This window comes from Mycobacterium sp. C31M, from assembly GCF_053345865.1.
The window spans coordinates 490,432-507,928 of sequence record NZ_JBKFAX010000001.1 but is presented as its reverse complement, the minus strand read 5'-3'; the positions used below and the strand labels follow the sequence as shown (position 1 = coordinate 507,928).

General features: G+C 59.8%; 17 protein-coding genes and 1 tRNA gene. 13 read left to right on the top strand and 5 right to left on the bottom strand.

The window, feature by feature from the left end; genetic code table 11:
• Positions 1-437: 437 nt before the first annotated feature.
• From ACLBYA_RS02410 to ACLBYA_RS02350, 13 genes are all read left to right on the top strand, one after another.
• Positions 438-514: transfer RNA gene (locus tag ACLBYA_RS02410), tRNA-Leu, on the top strand.
• A gap of 408 nt (positions 515-922) precedes the next feature.
• The gene (locus tag ACLBYA_RS02405) at positions 923-1,219 is read left to right on the top strand and encodes a hypothetical protein (protein WP_447707749.1); all 297 of its coding nucleotides are present in this window, start codon (positions 923-925) and stop codon (positions 1,217-1,219) included.
• A gap of 190 nt (positions 1,220-1,409) precedes the next feature.
• Positions 1,410-2,621 (top strand): hypothetical protein, encoded by a 1,212-nt coding sequence (locus ACLBYA_RS02400; RefSeq protein ID WP_447707748.1) that lies wholly within the window; start codon positions 1,410-1,412, stop codon positions 2,619-2,621.
• Between the two features lie 852 nt (positions 2,622-3,473).
• Positions 3,474-3,749, top strand: coding sequence for a hypothetical protein (locus ACLBYA_RS02395; protein WP_447707747.1), 276 nt, complete (start codon positions 3,474-3,476; stop codon positions 3,747-3,749).
• On the top strand, positions 3,707-3,991 hold the full coding sequence (locus ACLBYA_RS02390; RefSeq protein ID WP_447707746.1) for a hypothetical protein: 285 nt from the start codon (positions 3,707-3,709) through the stop codon (positions 3,989-3,991). Before ACLBYA_RS02395 ends, ACLBYA_RS02390 begins: the two co-directional genes overlap by 43 nt.
• Positions 3,992-4,002: 11 nt before the next feature.
• Complete coding sequence (locus tag ACLBYA_RS02385; protein WP_447707745.1) at positions 4,003-4,644, top strand: hypothetical protein; 642 nt, start codon at positions 4,003-4,005, stop codon at positions 4,642-4,644.
• Between the two features lie 327 nt (positions 4,645-4,971).
• On the top strand, positions 4,972-7,473 hold the full coding sequence (locus ACLBYA_RS02380; protein ID WP_447707744.1) for a bifunctional DNA primase/polymerase: 2,502 nt from the start codon (positions 4,972-4,974) through the stop codon (positions 7,471-7,473).
• Between the two features lie 242 nt (positions 7,474-7,715).
• Entirely contained in the window at positions 7,716-8,213 is a 498-nt protein-coding gene (locus ACLBYA_RS02375) for a hypothetical protein (protein ID WP_447707743.1), read from the top strand.
• The gene (locus ACLBYA_RS02370; protein WP_447707742.1) at positions 8,210-8,506 is read left to right on the top strand and encodes a hypothetical protein; all 297 of its coding nucleotides are present in this window, start codon (positions 8,210-8,212) and stop codon (positions 8,504-8,506) included. Before ACLBYA_RS02375 ends, ACLBYA_RS02370 begins: the two co-directional genes overlap by 4 nt.
• A gap of 1 nt (position 8,507) precedes the next feature.
• A complete protein-coding gene (locus ACLBYA_RS02365; protein WP_447707741.1) occupies positions 8,508-9,308 on the top strand; it encodes a hypothetical protein in 801 nt (266 codons plus the stop codon).
• A gap of 206 nt (positions 9,309-9,514) precedes the next feature.
• Positions 9,515-9,871 (top strand): hypothetical protein, encoded by a 357-nt coding sequence (locus ACLBYA_RS02360; protein ID WP_447707740.1) that lies wholly within the window; start codon positions 9,515-9,517, stop codon positions 9,869-9,871.
• Between the two features lie 190 nt (positions 9,872-10,061).
• On the top strand, positions 10,062-10,844 hold the full coding sequence (locus tag ACLBYA_RS02355; RefSeq protein WP_447707739.1) for a recombinase family protein: 783 nt from the start codon (positions 10,062-10,064) through the stop codon (positions 10,842-10,844).
• Between the two features lie 2 nt (positions 10,845-10,846).
• The gene (locus tag ACLBYA_RS02350; protein WP_447707738.1) at positions 10,847-12,286 is read left to right on the top strand and encodes a tyrosine-type recombinase/integrase; all 1,440 of its coding nucleotides are present in this window, start codon (positions 10,847-10,849) and stop codon (positions 12,284-12,286) included.
• A gap of 7 nt (positions 12,287-12,293) precedes the next feature.
• Here the strand turns inward: ACLBYA_RS02350 and ACLBYA_RS02345 are convergent, their stop codons facing one another.
• From ACLBYA_RS02345 to ACLBYA_RS02325, 5 genes are all read right to left on the bottom strand, one after another.
• A complete protein-coding gene (locus ACLBYA_RS02345; RefSeq protein WP_447707737.1) occupies positions 12,294-12,989 on the bottom strand; it encodes a hypothetical protein in 696 nt (231 codons plus the stop codon).
• 519 nt (positions 12,990-13,508) lie between these two features.
• Positions 13,509-15,413 (bottom strand): hypothetical protein, encoded by a 1,905-nt coding sequence (locus tag ACLBYA_RS02340; RefSeq protein ID WP_447707736.1) that lies wholly within the window; start codon positions 15,411-15,413, stop codon positions 13,509-13,511.
• A gap of 35 nt (positions 15,414-15,448) precedes the next feature.
• Positions 15,449-15,847, bottom strand: coding sequence for a hypothetical protein (locus ACLBYA_RS02335; RefSeq protein WP_447707735.1), 399 nt, complete (start codon positions 15,845-15,847; stop codon positions 15,449-15,451).
• Positions 15,844-16,974 (bottom strand): hypothetical protein, encoded by a 1,131-nt coding sequence (locus ACLBYA_RS02330; RefSeq protein ID WP_447707734.1) that lies wholly within the window; start codon positions 16,972-16,974, stop codon positions 15,844-15,846. The genes ACLBYA_RS02335 and ACLBYA_RS02330 overlap by 4 nt, the downstream gene beginning before the upstream one ends.
• Positions 16,975-17,032: 58 nt before the next feature.
• On the bottom strand, positions 17,033-17,497 hold the full coding sequence (locus ACLBYA_RS02325; RefSeq protein WP_447707733.1) for a hypothetical protein: 465 nt from the start codon (positions 17,495-17,497) through the stop codon (positions 17,033-17,035).

Below are 17,497 nucleotides of genomic sequence, written 5' to 3'. Positions count from 1 at the left end.
CGCTGGCTACACACCTACAATCATCACCGCGGCCACACTGCACTCAAGGGTCAACCACCCGCCAGCCGCGTACCTAACCTCTCAGGTCAGTACAGCTAGCTCTCGTCGTCCTCTGACGGCAATGCTTCGGCACCGTACGTCGCCGGCGCGAGCGCCTGCTCGTCCTCGGTCCATTCCTCGGTTCCGGGTTGGGGCTTCTCGTTGGGGTCCATAGCCAATCGACTACCCCGGTCTGGGGGATCGTCAAACGCTGAGACCCGACACAGGTCGTTCGGCCTACGCTGTTGGTCGAACCGCCCCGGCAACTCCCCCCATCGTCGGGGCGGTTCCCCGGCCGCCACCAGGGCATGCCTCTGCAGGCGATGGCACCCGACCGATAAGGTCACCTCGTGATCAGACTCCAGCCGATAAGGGAAACTGGCCTCTGAGCAGCGCAAGCCCCCATAGCCCAATTGGCAGAGGCAGCGGACTTAAAATCTGCGTGTTCCGGGTTCGAGTCCCGGTGGGGGTACCAGTATCTAGCTGCGGATATGGGCGGAAAATGGCCGTGTGAGGGCTCACTGGGCGGTTTCACCCCAGCGTTACCCCAGCGCTAGCCACAGCAAGCACCTAGTTAGCGCATTTGCTAGCTAGCAATAGCTATGGGATTGCGACGGGCTGCAATTGGCCATGTCAGGCGTATTTCTGTCACGCAATAGCGTTAGCTGACCGTTTCTTCAACCCACCCGCCCTGGCGGGCACTGGGCGATACCGCTCGAAAATCCGTGAGGCTGGCGATTTGGCTACGCAGACACCACCAGGGCGGCTTGTGGCGCTATGGCCTTTGTGGGAAATCTGGGCGGTCCTCCGCAAAGGCCGACTAACATGTTCGCCGGATAACCACGAACCGGAGGCGGTAATGAAGTCGATATCACCACTCTGCATGGGCGCAGTAGCGTTCGCGTTCGCTATCGCCGTTGCGCCGTCCGCGCTCGCAGACGACTATGTCGACACGGAGGGACGGATGCTCTGCGGTTGGGTCGATTCTGCGAAGATGGTGCAACAGCTCGACCCGTCCAGCCCGTACGCCGCAACGCCACAGCAGGTTATGAACAACATGATGACCTACGTGATGAATGGCGGCGAATATGGATATTCAAGTGCGCAAGCACGAAATTTGATTTCGGCATCTTTCAGTAGATTCTGTCCTAATAACGTTGACTATTTGAAGTATTCCTGATCCTCCAAACGCTAGCGACAGCGCCAGATCGCGCGCAGTTGGTATCCGACAGATCGCAGCCGCGCGCAGTGATATCGATAGCGCGAATTACGCGCGCGCTGAACACAATTCGCGATAGAACGGCGTATAGTCGTGCTCACATATTCACATGGTCTCGGCGGGCCGATAAATAGAGAATGGAATTACCACGATGACCGCGTTTCTCGCGCCCGCCGAACTGCCGACGAAGGATATTTCAGCGCTCGACTTTGGTTCGTTCGCGCTATTCGGTTCTGACCAGCGTGGCGGTTTCCATACCGAAGGCGATGTCATTGGCGCGGCTCGCGTCAACAAAACTGCCGACGGAATTCCGCTCGATCAGCTTTGGCAGGACTACAACGATCTGCTGAACGAAGTCAACGCGCACCGCTCCGCGATTGTGAGCCATTTGTGCTACACGACCACCGCCGTCGCGGATGCTGTGCCGGGTGGAATCGATGAGGCGCATTTCGAAGAGGCCAGCGAGTTTGGTGTACCGAAAGCGGTGCAGGCCGGAAACTACACCGTCAATGCGTATGACTTCCGCGATTACGATCTGGCGACCCGCTTCACGTGGCGGTTCCTGCGTGACGCAAATCGTCAGCAGGTCGATCACGTGGCCACGTCGATTGTTGAGGCGAATAACCGCAACGTGACGCGCCAAATTCTCAAGCGTTTGTTTGACCCCACCGAGCGGATCTCGCCGGAAAACCAGCCGGTTCGCGGACTGTGGAACGGTACCGATGGTTTGGCACCGCTGCCGTATTTGGGTCGCCAATTCCCGTCGAACACCAGCCACTATTTGGCCACCCAGAACGCGACACTCGACAGCGCCGATATCGAAGACGCTGTGCGGATGCTGACCCAAAAGGGCTACGGTCGGCGCGCTGGCTCGCGAATCCTGGTGTTCGCGAATTCTGCTGAAACCGACAAGATCGCTACGTGGAAATCCGGCGAAGAATCCCGCGCGGGTGGACCGGTCGCGAATTTTGACTTCATCCCTTCTGCGGATGCCCCGCCTTATCTCACCTCGAAAACAATTGTCGGATCGCCTGCACCGGCTGATCTTGACGGATTGCGGGTGATCGGTTCCTACGGAGACAGCTGGATCATCCCGACCGAAATCCTCCCGAGCGGATATGTGGCCGTCGTGGCCAGCGCTGGCGCTAACAGCCCGCACAACGCAGTCGGTTTCCGTATCCATCCCGATACGTCGTACCAGGGCCTAAAACTTATCCCTGGTAACGCCGGTCCCTATCCGTTGGTCGACAGCTTCTTTACCAACGCTTTCGGTGTCGGTGTCAGGAACCGCTCCGCTGCGGTCTGCATCCAAATCACCGCTGGCTCGACTTACACCGCGCCGAGCTGGCCGGGACCGGCGTAGCCGTCCGAGTTGCGTCAGCGAATGCGAGACAGCGATGCAGAACCCACCGTTGCGTGTTCCGTGGCCATACCTCGATGAGCCCGAACCTGCGTCCGCGTCCGAGTTCTGTCACGGATACGGACTGACCCCACCAGGGCTGGAGAACGCCGATCCCGCACACGGTGGGAGATATCGCGGCAAGGCCGCGAGCGAGAGCCTGCCCGTCAACCGACAGAGAAACGAGGACTGACCCAATGGCCAAAGGTAAAGGCAAGCGCCGACCCCGCGCGAAGTCGGGCCGCTTCAAGAAGAAATAGACCGCAGCACTAACACCGGCACCGACCACTGATTAGGTGGCCGACCGAGACCGCACCGCATCCTGCGCGATACAGCGACGTTGGCCCGTTACCTGACGCGCAGGGTGCGGTGCTTTCTTGTCCGAAACAGGAGACTTTCACCGCTACCGAGCATTCTGTGATCGAAATTGGTTGCAGATACGCAATTTTCGACCCCCCGGCCCTGGTGGGTAGGCCGGTGGTCCTGCGTCACGTGACGACAAAACGGGATCGCAAGGACTGAATTCGATAATCCAAATAGATCCCGACGCGATCCTTTGGCGTTTGCGGACGAGTTGGCTAGTAGCCGACAATCAGCAGGTAAAGGCATATAACCGTGCCAGGCTCGCACGTTGCTATCGGTGCCGAGCTGGTGTAATCTGTTGTCAGCGGCACCGAGTAGACCTCATAAATCGCCTTCGCGGCGTGGAGTCCCGGTTGTGAACTGAGCCCGCAGAACACCAATCAGAAGAATCTGCGCTGGCCCGACGCTACCCAAACGTCTCGATATCGGGCACTAAATTCTCAGGAGGACAACATGTCTCGCAGTCCCGACCCATACGAAAAACTGCCGCAAAGGCTCAGAGACGAGATTGACGCGGTAGATCCCTCAACGTTCGCCAAGCTCGACAAATACGGAATTGTCGAATTTCTACAGGATCGCGGTCTGCCGGTGACGCTATGGGCGGTCCGGGAGGCAATCGGTAACCGATCACTGCCGACCAAGAAAATCGGAAAGGCGTTGCGTGCAAGCGAATTTGATGTACTCGTATGGGCCGCGACACGCGACCTGAACGCAAGGGCGAGCGCGTGATGAATCCAATGCACCACGCCGAAGCATCGGCGTTAGCAACACAATTGGCCGACAAGGCCGCAGATTCGGTGAGCACCGATATCGATGCTCGCGATGACTTTGACCGATTCATCGCCGCATCGCACGCGATATCGCACGCGGCCATCGCCCGATCTGCGAGCAGCATCGCTACCGCTTTGCACGATATCGCCGAACACCTACACGCCACCACCACTAGCGACAAGAGGACCGTGAGATTCTAATGACATTCGATATGAGTGACGCACTGACCGCCGAACAACACATTTCTGCGCTTGAAACTGACGACGTAGCGCGGGTTTCAGTGGCAGAACGCCACGATGCCGCACGCACCGAGGTCGACGGTTACCTCTCTACGCTGCCGGAATGGCAACAGTTGGTGCCCTACCGTCTTGGCGAGCTAATGGCCATCGCCCAGCGAATCGCCGAGCACGCTCGCGTTACGTATGCATCCGACCCAAGCGACGATCTGGCGTACGGCGCCCAAATCGCAAGCGATTTCTCTCCGTTCACGGTTACGCCACCCTACACACCCGAGCCTGTTGGTCCGGTGCCCGTCGGGCTGTTTATCTCACAGATCACCGGATCACCAACACTTGAGCGCCACTATGCATTTGGATCGCGGACACTGCCAGACATCGCAGCGGATGCGCTTGCTGCTGCCCGAGAGGATCGCGGGTGTGACCTTCGGCTGTTGCAACCTACGGGATTGCACGACAGCATCACCGGGCGTTCGAGCCACCTTGTGTGGCCAATCGCGTTGGGTGAGCACGTCGTGTTCGTCCGGTATTGCTCAGAATGCCTCGGTGCGCTGATCCAGAAATACGAAATCGTGGTGCCGAACTGCCAGTTCGTCACGCCGTACCGAGTCGGCTAGAGAAACTAGTAACCGTGTCCGGTGCGATCCCGATAGCTAGATCGCACCGGACCGGTTCCCGGCCAAGCCGTCATTGCTGAACGAATTGGCTTGTACAGCAGTGCCTCTCACTGCCATACGGGCATGATTCTACGCCTACGGCCAAGTTGTAGGGACTGAACAACGTCAGCGTGTCGGCATTGGTGATATCTGACTAGCCAGACTCGCCTGATCTTGGCTAGATGCGCAAATCATATGGCGCACAGTAAATTTAAGGGTCAAACAGAGAGAAACCCCCGACCGTGAATCTGGCAGATAGAGCAGTCGGGGGTTCACCGAAGGGGTGATGTGAACACCATACCAAGCCCGACCGACAACGGCGGTGAGGAACACGGCGATTCTGCGCCAAACAGCGATGAATCACGTTGTGTCTCAATTCCTGACGTAAACGGATTGTCGCCGCATAAGGCGGCACTTGCGTATGCAGATGGCGGTGCGTATCTGCTGCCAGTCGATCCGCGTAAGCCGAAGAATCCCGGTAGCATCGTGGGGCTGGAATGGCAGATCAAATCGACACGCGACGTAGATGTGATCAAGGCGCGTTGGGATTGCGATAGACCGCCGCTGATCGCTGTGCATACCGGGCGCAGTGGCGTTGTCGCATTCGATTTTGACGTAGACGGCCCGATACCCGACGAGCTTTCGTGGCTGAAAACAGGCAGAGTCCAACTTTCACGCCCCGGCGAAGCTGGTAACGAACGCGGCATCTATGTGTTCGCGAGCGCCGAAACGTTCGTCGCCGGGCAATTCCGGCTCAACGACAGTACGCAGGTCGGAGAAATTCGTTCTGGTAATTCGGTGTTCATGGTGCAGCCGTCTACGCACGCAAAAGCCAGTGTCGGCGCGGAGTACAAATGGGTATCGCACGGTCCGGTGCCAGCGCTACCGGAGGTCGCACGGAATTACCTACGGAAGCTCAGCGCCAGGGCGTGGAGTGCAGATGGTTCTGTGGTCGCGGATAGCGCTGCGGTAGCTGCCTTCAAAGCCGAGACTGAATCGGCGAACGTGCGGCCACGTGCGCTGGACAACCTTACGGCGAGCTTGTCAAAAAAGACTGCTGGCACGCGTGATTGCCTACGAAACTATCTGCGAATCGCGGCTAACGAGGCCCGGTTGAATCTGTATCCGTATGCCCGTGCGTCGGCAGAGCTGAAAGCCGCAGCCATTGCGTCCTATGCGCTGAGAGCCCGAAACGGTGAGGTCGGTGCCGAATTCGATTCTCACATCGGCGGGCATGACTTCGCGCGTCTTGAGGCTAACGGCGTCGGGTGGACGCTCTCGCGATCCGCCGATGACATTCGGGCCGAGGTGAACCGCAAGTACGGAACAAACTCCAATGACACCGAATCGGTCGGTCACGTGAACTTTCGTATAGAAAGCGTCGGTGAGCAACAGAAGTCCAACGCGACAACCTATGCCGATCCCGCCGACTCTATTCGATCCGATTTGGCCGACTTCTGGGGTTCGTCGGAACATCTGCAATGGCTACAGCAGTGGGCTCGCGCGCGTTGTGTGTCGCCTACTGCAATGCTCGGTGCATCGCTGGCTCGCGTGGTTTCGGCAATTCCTCCGAATGTCGTGCTGCCGCCAACAGTGGGCAGCTACGCCAGCTTGAACCAGAATTACGCTCTGGTTGGCAAAAGTGGCCGAACCAAGAGTACGAGCATTAGTGCGATGAAAGATTGGCTCAGCGTAGAACCAAACTATCTACCGCGAAAACCGGGCACCACCGAAGGGTTACGCAAGTGCTACGCGCAGATCGGTCGAGTTATCCAGCCAGGTACCGGCGTTGCGGGTATTCCTACGAAATACGAATTCGTTCAACAAGGCAAACAGTGGAGTGTTCTAGCGATAGTCCCCGAGGTTGATTCGCTGATCGCGGCAAAAATGCGCAGCGCGTCATTGATGAGTGAATTACGGTCAGCGTGGTCAGGCGAGGATCTAGCCGAAGACTTTGCGGCCGAGGACAAAACGATTATTTTGCGCGCGAATCGCTATCGCTTCGCGATGATTTTGGGTGTGCAACCGGGTCGCGCTCGACCTCTATTTGACGAAGCTGACGGCGGTACACCACAGCGCTTTATTTGGCTACCGACCATAGATCCTGACATGCCAGACGTGGCACCGGACTTACCTCCGAAACTTGACCTACCGCGTTGGCCGGGAATGTTTCAGCAGGGGATAGTTGATCCTGATATCAGCGTGAATAAGGATCTGGGCAACGAGGCCGATTCGAGCGAATTCGTCACGCTAGGCATACCGAACTCGGTGAGCGATTTAATTTTGCAAACTATGCGGGAGATCAATCGTGGTAATTCCTCGGTAGATCCGCTGGATGGTCATAAGAACTTGGTACAGCTCAAGCTCGCTGCGGCACTGATGGCACTGGATTGCCGCTATGACGCTGTGACACAAGAGGATTGGGATCGCGCGGGTGCTGTCATGGCCGTATCCGATGCCACCCGGCACTCTGTGCAGGAATTGCACCGCTCTGAGACCGAGCGTGTCAACGTGAGTCGCGGAAAACTAGAGGGAATACGCGCGTCGGTCGCTGAGGAGACAAAGCACAGTCGGGACGTGAATCGGGTGGCTTCGCAGATTGTGAAGAAATTGACCAGTGAAGACGGAAAGCTGTCGCGCGGGCTAGTGAGAAATAGCATTGCCGGTCGGGATAAGAAATTTTTTGACGATGCAGAGAACTCGCTGATCGAATCAGGGTTAATTAAGAAAGTTGATAGCGAGAATGCAGGCCCGAAAGGCCACGTCTTGATGCTGCTCGGAGAGGTGTAGCAAACTATGAGAACGGGGAGTCGTGCACATAGGACACATAGGACACACAGGACACCGCTGGCGCAAAAATGTGTGAGGACACCAGACCTTTCTAAAATTTATTTCTATTTTTCCAGGTCAATTAGGTATCGCTCGCGCGGCGTTTTTCGTCGGATCGCGAGTGCGTGTCCTACCTGTCCTATGTGTCCTACGTGTCGGCCGAAAACCCAGCTAAGCAAACTGTGTGTGAAAGGAGAGAGATTATGGCTCGGATACCGGCTAAACCGCGTGTGGGGGAGTTAGGCCATTTGACTCTGCTGTGCGATGCGTGCGGCGATGCGATTGTCGAGAGAAAAACCAAGCGTGGCGGAATCGATGGCGGTGGATACCTCACCGTAGAGAACTCGCGTTGGCGCATGTACCACGACGGGTGCAAATCAGTGACACAAGTGCCCAGCTCGCCGGATTTTCACATCGCGGGAACGTCGTACGGAATGCCTGTGGTGATCAGAGTCGGTCGGGTATCGACCTATCCGTCGCTGATCACCACGTTGGCTGATCTGGCGTCGAACATGACCGGGTTCGACAAGAGCAGTTGGCCCGCACTGCTGAAAAAGATCGCCTTTGACACGGAATGGATGAATGACATGGCTGGTGGGCAGAAGACCGCGCGGGAGATTTTGGACGAGAACCGAGCGATCTATGAAAGTGCGGGAATCATTGGCGACTCGGGACGGATGCTCAAGGCAGGCACAGCGTGACCGAAATACTCAACGGACAGAACGATTTCGCGATGAATATCGGGCAGACGACGGCGCTGATTGCGCAACTGTTGCGCCGCACACCGGGTGCAAAGCTGTCACAGGGCGATATCGCGGACGCAATCGCGAGTGTGTCGGATCTGTATATGGCTGCGGCAACGCTGGAGTTGTGGAAAGAGGGAAAGGTCGAATTCGGTTGGGATAGTGAGGAATCGCAGCTAGTTCTGTGCTCGACCGAGATTGATAGTGAAAACGCCGGCGATGGTCGGTTGGTACTTGGAGAACGGAATTGACATGGCCGAGCCATCGAACGATCAACCTATGGAATCGCACACTGCCGACGATGCGGGATCGAAAACCTATCCTCCACCGCCGCCACCGTCTGAGAAACGGACGATTGACCTAGCGAAGAACTCCGGTCGTCGGTGCACGGCTCACCGCAAAAACGGTGAGCAATGCCGTAAGTGGGCGATCTACGGCAGCACGGTATGCAAAACGCACGGTGGCGCAGCGCCGCAGGTGGTAGCCAAAGCGCAGCAGCGCTTACGTGAGGCATCTGACCGAATGACTCAGCGATTGCTCGGGATGGCCGAGAGCGAGAACATTCCGGCTTACGTAGCGTTGCAAGCGATTAACTCGGCGCTCGACCGCGCTGGTGTTGTGGAGCAAAAGCAGATGAGCGTAGAGGTCACTGCAAAGCCATTTGAGGACCTATTGGCAGATATCGAAGGTGGATCGCGCGCCGACTACAGACGGTCAGTCGGCCACCCTGACCCGGAACCGCATTTCCCAGCGATTGAGTCAGCCCACCGCACCCGCCCCGGCGACCCGACCGGTGTGCGGGTGCTCGGTGCGACGTTCGACGGTCACGCGGTGATCGATGGCGAGCTGGTGGCCGGTGACGACCAGGGCGACCGAACGCCGGGACCGGGGGAGGACGTAGCCGACGACGGCGCAGAATCGCTTAGAGCTTCGATGGCGAACCCGGTTACTCCGCTGATATCGACGCAGGGCGGATTTCTGCCCGCCGAGGACGCGATGACACAGGCTGCCGAAGCGAACCGAGCGCACAAACGCAAGATGCGGAGACGGTGAGCAATTGCGTAGGAATATCGGGTGATCTGCGATCTTGCGCTGTTTCGCCGCGAATTCCGTTGCGGGACAACGCACATTGACCCTTGCGCGCGCCTGTGCGGGTGGCGTAGTCTGTCGCTAGTTCTTTAGTTATAGTTACACCGCAGGTCAGAGCGATTTGACCTGCAATCGCCCTGTGAGGGCACCCGGACCCGAGAGGGCAGATGATGACCAACTTTGCAGACCATGAGGGCGAGTCCACGGAAAAGCTCGTCGCCGAACTCATGCCCGAACTCACGGATGAGTTCATGGAGAAGCTCATCGCCGAATTCAAGGACGAGGCCACAAGAAAGCTCATTCGTGACGCTCTGCGTCGCTGCGCTCAAGGTCGTCGCCACACCCGAGTCGCCGTGAATAGGGTCATTGCCGCGCGGCGGATACTCGATGACGTACGCGGGATGATCGAGAGCACGCGGGCAACGCTGCTAGAGGCTGGCGTGCCGCAGGAGACTATCGACGCAACCCCCGGCCTTGAACCGCTGACGCTGACGTTGGCACACCTGGTCGATCAAATGGACCGGTGACTATGCCCGAGACGATGAGCGTGACCCAAGCCGCGTGCGCGTTGGGGGAGCACCCGGCAGACCTGCGCCGTGCCATCCGAAACGAACAGATTCCGGTAGTCCGCGAAGGCCGCAAGGTACGGGTGTTGACGGCGTACGTGGCTGACCCGGCAGCGTGGCGCGCTGCTCATCTGGCAGCGATGGGCTCGCTATGACCAGGCGCAAGCTGGTGGCCTATCTGCGGGTGTCCACCATTGAGCAGGCCGAACACGGGTTCGGGTTGGACTCCCAGCGCAAGGCCATCCGTGACGCGGCGAAGTCTCTCGGTGCGCGGGTGGTGTCCTGGTGCGCCGATGAGGGCAAGAGCGGTGCGCTCGATGCCACCGACCGGCCGGGTCTCACCGAGGCGTTGACGCTGCTGCGCACGGGTGCCGCCGATGGTCTGATCGTGCGTGATCTGGACCGGCTGGCGCGTGCGGTGACGGTGCAGGAAGCTCTGCTAGCCGAGGTCTGGTGTAACGAGGGCACGGCGGTGTTCACGGCTTCCCCGGCGACCGAGGTCGCCCGCGATGACCCCGACGACCCGATGCGCACCGCGATGCGGGAGATGGCCGGTGTGTTCGCGGGTCTGGAGCGTCGGTTGATCGCCAAACGGCTGCGCGATGGGCGACGGGCCAAAGCTGCGGCCGGTGGTCACGCCATCGGTGCTACGCCGTACGGGTGGTCCTCGGGTAAGCGCAGCGCCGATAATCCCAGTGGCGCGCTTGTGCCGGTGCCGGAGGAACAGGCGGCGCTGCTGCGTATGAAATCGCTTGCAGAACAAGGTAAATCGACTCGTCAGATCGCAGCAGCGTTGACCGATGAGGGTCACCCCACCAAGCGCGGGGGAGCGTGGTCGGGTGCGACGGTGGCGAGAATCCTTGCACGACAACAGAATACGCAGACTACTGGTATGTCGGAAAGCATTGCAGCACAACAGGATAGGGCGGTCTGACAATGGCCTACGTTCGCAAGCATGAGACCAAGCGCGGCACCGCCAAGTTCCGCTATGAGGTGGTTTACCGAGTAAAAGTGCGGACCGACGATGGTCGGGCGGTGACCCGCCTTCGCCAGGAAACGCATCCGACCAAGGCCGCTGCGGACGCTCGGGCTGCCGAATTGAATGCCCGCAAGCACCGTCGCGCCGTTGACCCCGCAGAAGCGCGCAAACGCGGAAACCGCACATTCGGGCAATGGGCTGGTGATTGGCTCGACAGCCAGCATTTGCGCGTAGCCGGTGGGTTCCTCAAAGAGGTCACGGTCACCGGTTACGGCGACGTGCTGGATCGGTACGTATTACCAGAATTCGAGCACGAACCTATCGGCGCTATCGACGTGATGGGGATCGATCGATACATGGCACGGCTTTCGGTACGCAAAACCCGCACGGGCACAACGATTCACCCGAAGACGGTCAAGCACGCATGGCACGTTCTGAGTCGAGTGTTTGAGTACGCCACGCGCAAGGATGCTCTAGAGGTCAATCCGATACCGAAAACCGACTACGCCGACAATCACAAGCGCGGTAAGAAATCTGCCGCTGTGACCAAGCGGTTTGATCACCACCCGCTGACCACCGATCAAATCGGCGCGCTGAGTGCGGCATTGGCTGGTCAATTGCCCGGTGTGGACGGCCAGCCATTGCCCGCGTATCCGGTCTATGCCCTCATGGTCGAATTCCTGGCCAGTACCGGCCTGCGCTCTGCTGAGAACGCCGGTCTAGAAATCGCTGACATTCATCTCAAACCCGCCCTGGCGGGTCAACCGGTCAGCGGCAGCGTTTCCGTGGAACGGGTGAAGAAACGCAAGGGTGGTAAATGGTTCACTGAATCGCCCAAGAGCGAGCGCAGTACGCGTACGGTTCCGCTGCCGGGATGGCTGGCGGCGAAGATGGCCGATTATCTGGCCAATGTGCACCCGTACGGTCAAGTTGGCTCACCGAGTTACCGCGCTGATGCCCCGCTGTGGCCGTCTCGCAAAAACGGTGGGGGATACCGGGCCGAAGGCGTTCGGTACGCGGTGCCATTCGATTGGACTTCACCGCTTTATATGGAGACGTTCGGGCAGACGATTTTTAAACCGGCACTGGCTGCCGCTGGCCTGCCCGTTTCGTCAGCCAAACACACCGGCGACGAAAACGGTTCCAGCGGGGGCGGCGATACCGAAATCGTCAGCGGTGTACGTATCCACGATCTTCGCCATACCGCAGCGCACACGTGGCTACAGGCCGGTTGCGATTTCCGAGAGGTCTCCGAATGGTTGGGGCACGCCGACTACACGGTGACGCTGACGGTGTACTCCGATCTGATCAAGGGTCGCGCGGCATCCTCGGCTAATCCCGCGCCGGAACCGAAATCGGTCACGAATGTTGTGCCGCTGACGGGTCGCACTGGCTAGCCAAAGGTCATGACAGCCGGTGTTTGACGACGTGAGCACTCCAAGGAACGATGACACTGCTCACGAAATCGTCAATCACGCGGCGGCAGCATTCGTTATAGCTGTAATCCATATCGTTTGTATCAAGAGCGTATTTTCTGAGTCGCTGTTCAAAGGTCTGAGTCATATAAGGCGGCACTTTGGTTGGTGCCTCATGTTCTGATAGGCGGGCGACGGTGTAGAGCGTCGAACGGCGTAGTACTTGCCATTCGTCGTCAGAAATACCGGCCAGGCGATATGACGGCGCTGGCTCGTCTTCATCGTCAAGCTGTACTTGTTCGAAAACGTCCAAGTCATGCACATCGTCGGCCCATTCGTCGGACTGGAGCACGTCCACGCCAAGGCTTCTGGCCTGCTCTAATAGCCAGTCGCCGTCCTCGGCAGCTTTTAGCTTGAGTGATGGCTCAAGGATGCGTAGTTGGTTCACGACGGCATCTAGCGCTTGGAATGATGACTCAGCGATATCACGGCTATTGGGAATCAATTCGGGATGACGGTTGAACCTAGCAGAAATTCTAGACATCTCAAATAAGTGTGATACCAGGTCGCCTACCGCCGATATGAATTTGTCGCGAATTGTTGCCTTGCGCGCTATCCGAAATGTCCGAGTCGCGAAAAATGCCGATGTCGAGGCAGCTATGGCCGCAATTGATGCAACGATCATGGACGTGACCTGTAGCCAGGTCGGCCCGCTGGAACTTTGCACGACTACGCAATTCTCCACGCTTTCGCACCCTCTCCGACCCTCGTGTTCCTGACCGCTTCACGGTAGTGGTCCGGCTTGCGGCACCGCTCGATTTGGCGGTCCAAATCAACAGCTAACCAGTGCTATTTTCGTTTGCCAGTTCACCTCAGCGTTTTGGGTATTCGCTAGCTATTGCCCTACATAGCGGCTGAACTGCCTTGTTCGCTACACCATGGGTTGCCACCCCAGCACTACCCCAGCGACCAGCGCAATTAGCGAACAGATCGCCGCCGACAGCTAGCGCGCTGGCACCGCTCGAAGCAGCGCGTAACCGCTTGAATCGCACTGTGGCACAGTCGATTACGAACCATGCGAAACGTTGCTACCAGCGTAGACGTGGTTTGCTGAAGGCGACCGCAAAGCGGCACCGTGAAACTTAAAATCCGCCAAGTGTCGGTTCGAGTCCGACTGGGGGCACTGGATTGCCGCGGAGCTGGCTTAGACCGCGCGGTTCGGTGTGGGCCCGTACCTGTCGAATTTCCCGGCAATCGCGACCTGATGGTCCTCGATGATGCATACGCCGAACCACCGGTGAGCGCCCGCACCGTCGCCTTGCTCCTCGACGGGAACGACGATCTCGGTAGTACCTGTGGTGATCCGGATTCGTGCGCCGGCCTCAGCCAGCGAACTTCCTTCCTGGAAGGCGTGGACCCAGATACGGACCCGTTGTGCTGTGGCAACGGTCATGGTTTCGGTTGCCGGCCCGGAGAGTGCATCCCGGTCGAGCTGTAGGTACCCGTCGGTCAAGGCGATGCGTTGAGTGTCGTAGCAGACCGTCCGGGAATCGCCCACCAGTTCCGCGTGCAGGTCGAGGTCGACGGGGGCCTGCCACTCGAGCGTCACTTCGGTCGTTCGTCGAGGTGTGCCCTGCCGCGGTGGACCACCGGCCTGTCGTGCTGGCCGCGGGATCACTCGCGCCACCACATCGTGGAAATCGCGCAGCTGAACATGATTTCCCGGGCGAAGGCCGGTGATCACCGCCGCACGTCCGCGCGCGGCGGGTGGCAGGCGGTCGAGAACGCGCGCGCTGACCGGTCCGTAAGCGGCGAGTACCGTCAAGGCGTTTGGCAGGCCGCCGGTGTAGTCGGTGAGCGCGTGCGCGTGGGTTCGCAACGCGGACCGCCTGTACTGCTTGCATTCGACTGCCAGCAGTGTGGTCGCAGGTTCGTGAACCGGATCGTAGGACAGGCTGTAGTCAGGCTGGATCGCTCCAGTGCGGCCCTTACCCACCGGGGTGTCGTACCGTGTTCTCAGCTCGGCCCAGATCCGCACAGGACCGTTGACGGAGTCGAAGCTCGCGAGATGGGCGCCGCTGAAGTCGAAGGACAGCCGGCCCTCGTGGACGTGGAAGGTAAGGCGTTCGAACCCGATAGCGGAGACGATCTGCGTGAAGACCCACGCCGAATACACCTCGTGCCGCTTACCCCACACCGGCAACGACAGCAGTTCCAGGACATCTTCGACTTGTTGCTCGACATCCCGTTGCACGGTGGTCAAAGAGGCGACGAGGTCGTCGAGCTGCCCGGCAGCCTCCGCTATCGACTGCGCAGCAGAAGGATCCGACCGTGTGCGCTCAGCGACCGCGGTGATGACTTCCCCGACAGCAAGATCCCAGAAGTCGCTGACCATGACGGCAAGCTGACCCCGGACACGGTCGGCCTCATCGGCCCAGACCTCGGTCAGATGGTCTGCAGCACGGTCGCTGCGGTTGTCGCTGAACCCCTGCGAGTAGTCGGCTCGGTTCGGCCACAACAGCATTGCCTCCGAAAGAAATTCGCGACGGAGCTCCCATATGGGCGCCAGAACCTCGTCCACGGCGCTGATGCCGGACCGCGGGAACGACTTGTCCGGATCCGGCCACATCGCACGGTTGCGGTCTTCCCGAGCGATGTCACCAAGGGTTAGTACGTCGAGGACTTCCACCGTCCGCCACGCGGGGCTTTGGTCCCAGAGCACAAAGGTCGTGGGTCGCATCGCTCGGCGGAACACTCGCTCGAACTCCCGGAATGCTCCGAGGTCGATATCGAGGGGTGGGGCGTCGGCATCGAAATTGAAGCTGAACCGCACGTTGTCGGCGCGAGTGCGTCGCGCGGAGATGAGTTGGTAAAGAATGAGCAAGTCGCCCATCATCGCGCCTACTGGTTCGATCGTCCCCAGCAATGGCCGAATGAGGTCCTCGGCTGACAGTCGAGCGTCACGTAGGGCCTGACGGAAATCTGCGCCGGGCAGATTCAGTCGACTACGCAGTTCCTCGACGATGTCGGTGTCGTAGTCCGCAGGCCGGATCATTCCGTCTCGGACAAGACGATCCCAAAGATTCACAGCTGTAACAACATCAGACATGGTCAATCCTTCGGGAGGCGTCGATGTACTGCGGCTCAGCCGGGAAATGTGACGTCGTAGAACAGGTCGTCGGCGTGGTCGAGTGTGGAGTGCAGGGTCGCCCGCGCTGCGAGCCGGGCGTTGGTCGGATTATGCGGAATGCCGTTGTAGGTGTCCTGCCAGGTCGAGATCACCGCATGGCGCGGCCTGTCGTCGGGTGCGGTCTCCGGCAGTATCGCGTCGAACTTGGCGTCTGCCGGCGTCCCGTTGTGACTGCCGTGGTGTGAGACCTTCAGAAAATGAACAGCGGCGGGCACGCTTTCGCGCTCCATGGTTTTCCAGCTGCGTTCCTCGGCGTCGCCGGCGAACAGAAGCCGCCAGCCGCGCCATTCGAGAGCGAGCACCACGCTGGTGTTGTTGGCCGCCTTGTCGATAGTCACGAGGTTGTCGATCAAACCGCCACGGCGGGCCGTGACCAAGTTGAGGAACGCGCCGACGTCGACGCCGGCGGCGGGATTCGGATCAGCGTGCTGCGACCGGCTGGTGGTCCGCGCCCTGGTCGCAGGCGGGACAGCCCCGGCGTCGAGCGGCTGGAACCGGCCGTAGTAGTCGGCGGTGTCCTCTTCGGGCGCCCAGATCGAGAGCCGGACCTCCCGGAAGGGGTGGGTACCAAGGTGCCGGAGAGCACCGTCGATAGCTCGTGCGGCTCATGATCCGGCACTGTGGAGATCGTCGCGTCGTTGTTGAGGTTACGCAGATAGTGACGGTCGGAATCGAGCGCCATGCCGAACTCCTCGGCTCCACCGCTGAACACGGTGGAGTTGTGGATGCTGCTGTTGCTGAATTGCAGTACGCGCTCGGTCAGCGCGCGGCATCGTAGCGGGACCAGCAGCGTGGCGAGGTCGGCCACCGCCTCGTGGAGTGCCAACGATTCGGGCGACACCGCCGAGTAGAGGTCCGGCGCTATGCCGTCGAGCAGCGCATGCGCCGTCTCGTGGGCGACGATGTCCTGAGAATGGGACGTGTGAATCCAGCGACCGGTGTTGGCCGGATCGGGAAACCGGAAAAATTGCAGGCTGTGTGAATCGCGTTCGTAGAACGCGTTGGGCATCTCTCCGGCCCGGGGTACGACCAGCAGCTGTGGCGCGTCGAAGGCCCACGAGACGGTGCGGCCCAATGCGTCAGGCTCCTCTAGGAGCGCGATCGTCTTGTGCACCGCCCCGAATACCGACACCGCCGCGGCAGTCGGATCGACCTCGGAGTCGCCCAACTTCAGTGGGTTCTCGACTTCGTAGCTGCCCCGCTTGGACCGCCCTTTGGGTGCGACGTATCGCGCCGGCGGCGCGAGTGTGCCCTTGTCCGGCGCGAAGTCGAGAACCGCGACGCGCGGTGACACCGGGCCGTCGAGGAACGCGCCGTCCTCGACGAGGATGTCCTCGGTCGGCTCGACGTCCTTGTATCTGGTGACGACCGGGTCCTTGACGATGACTGGTATCCGCACCTGCATGGTGAGATCACCTCGCACAATCGGCAGATGGTTCAGCGTGAGTTGTCCGATCGAATTGTGCATCAGCCCCGGCACGGTGTCACCAGTGCCGCGTTACCTGTTGGGAGCGGGACCGACTCGCCCGATCCTCGGGTTACAGATCGTCGTATGCCGACGGCCCGGGCGGAGGGCCGGCCGGATACCGGCGCAGAATGGTCTGCACATCGTCGGCGATGTCCTCGACCGGCTCGCGCGCATGCAGTTGGCCGGTGTCGTCGAACTCGAACAGCTGAGCCCGCATCAGCAACAGGTCAACCTTGAGCACCTGACCGTCCACCTCACCGTCGACCGGCGATGACAGTCCGCCGCGCACCGTCGTGTACTCAACGGCGTTTTGTCCCTTGGCAATTCTTGGTCGGACGAGGTTGCCGTCGCGATCTGTTCCTGACGCCCGCGGTGACACTGTCGCCTTGCTGTTCACGGTCACCAACCGCCTGTCGGGGGCGACGCACACGAAATCCTCGGGGTTCATCCGAGTGGGCATCTCGAGGATGTTCTCGACGCAGCCCCGGAGATCTTCCTGGGCGGCCAACACGTGATAGCCCCAGCGGCTGAGCAC

Bases quoted from the DNA above. Each gene is read 5' to 3' on its own strand.
- ACLBYA_RS02400 (WP_447707748.1), top strand. From the start codon at position 1,410: ATGACCGCGTTTCTCGCGCCCGCCGAACTGCCGACGAAGGATATTTCA.
- ACLBYA_RS02340 (WP_447707736.1), bottom strand. From the start codon at position 15,413: ATGTCTGATGTTGTTACAGCTGTGAATCTTTGGGATCGTCTTGTCCGA.
- ACLBYA_RS02345 (WP_447707737.1), bottom strand. From the start codon at position 12,989: ATGATCGTTGCATCAATTGCGGCCATAGCTGCCTCGACATCGGCATTT.
- ACLBYA_RS02350 (WP_447707738.1), top strand. From the start codon at position 10,847: ATGGCCTACGTTCGCAAGCATGAGACCAAGCGCGGCACCGCCAAGTTC.
- ACLBYA_RS02405 (WP_447707749.1), top strand. From the start codon at position 923: ATGGGCGCAGTAGCGTTCGCGTTCGCTATCGCCGTTGCGCCGTCCGCG.
- ACLBYA_RS02360 (WP_447707740.1), top strand. From the start codon at position 9,515: ATGACCAACTTTGCAGACCATGAGGGCGAGTCCACGGAAAAGCTCGTC.
- ACLBYA_RS02395 (WP_447707747.1), top strand. From the start codon at position 3,474: ATGTCTCGCAGTCCCGACCCATACGAAAAACTGCCGCAAAGGCTCAGA.
- ACLBYA_RS02385 (WP_447707745.1), top strand. From the start codon at position 4,003: ATGAGTGACGCACTGACCGCCGAACAACACATTTCTGCGCTTGAAACT.
- ACLBYA_RS02365 (WP_447707741.1), top strand. From the start codon at position 8,508: ATGGCCGAGCCATCGAACGATCAACCTATGGAATCGCACACTGCCGAC.
- ACLBYA_RS02390 (WP_447707746.1), top strand. From the start codon at position 3,707: ATGGGCCGCGACACGCGACCTGAACGCAAGGGCGAGCGCGTGATGAAT.
- ACLBYA_RS02355 (WP_447707739.1), top strand. From the start codon at position 10,062: ATGACCAGGCGCAAGCTGGTGGCCTATCTGCGGGTGTCCACCATTGAG.
- ACLBYA_RS02375 (WP_447707743.1), top strand. From the start codon at position 7,716: ATGGCTCGGATACCGGCTAAACCGCGTGTGGGGGAGTTAGGCCATTTG.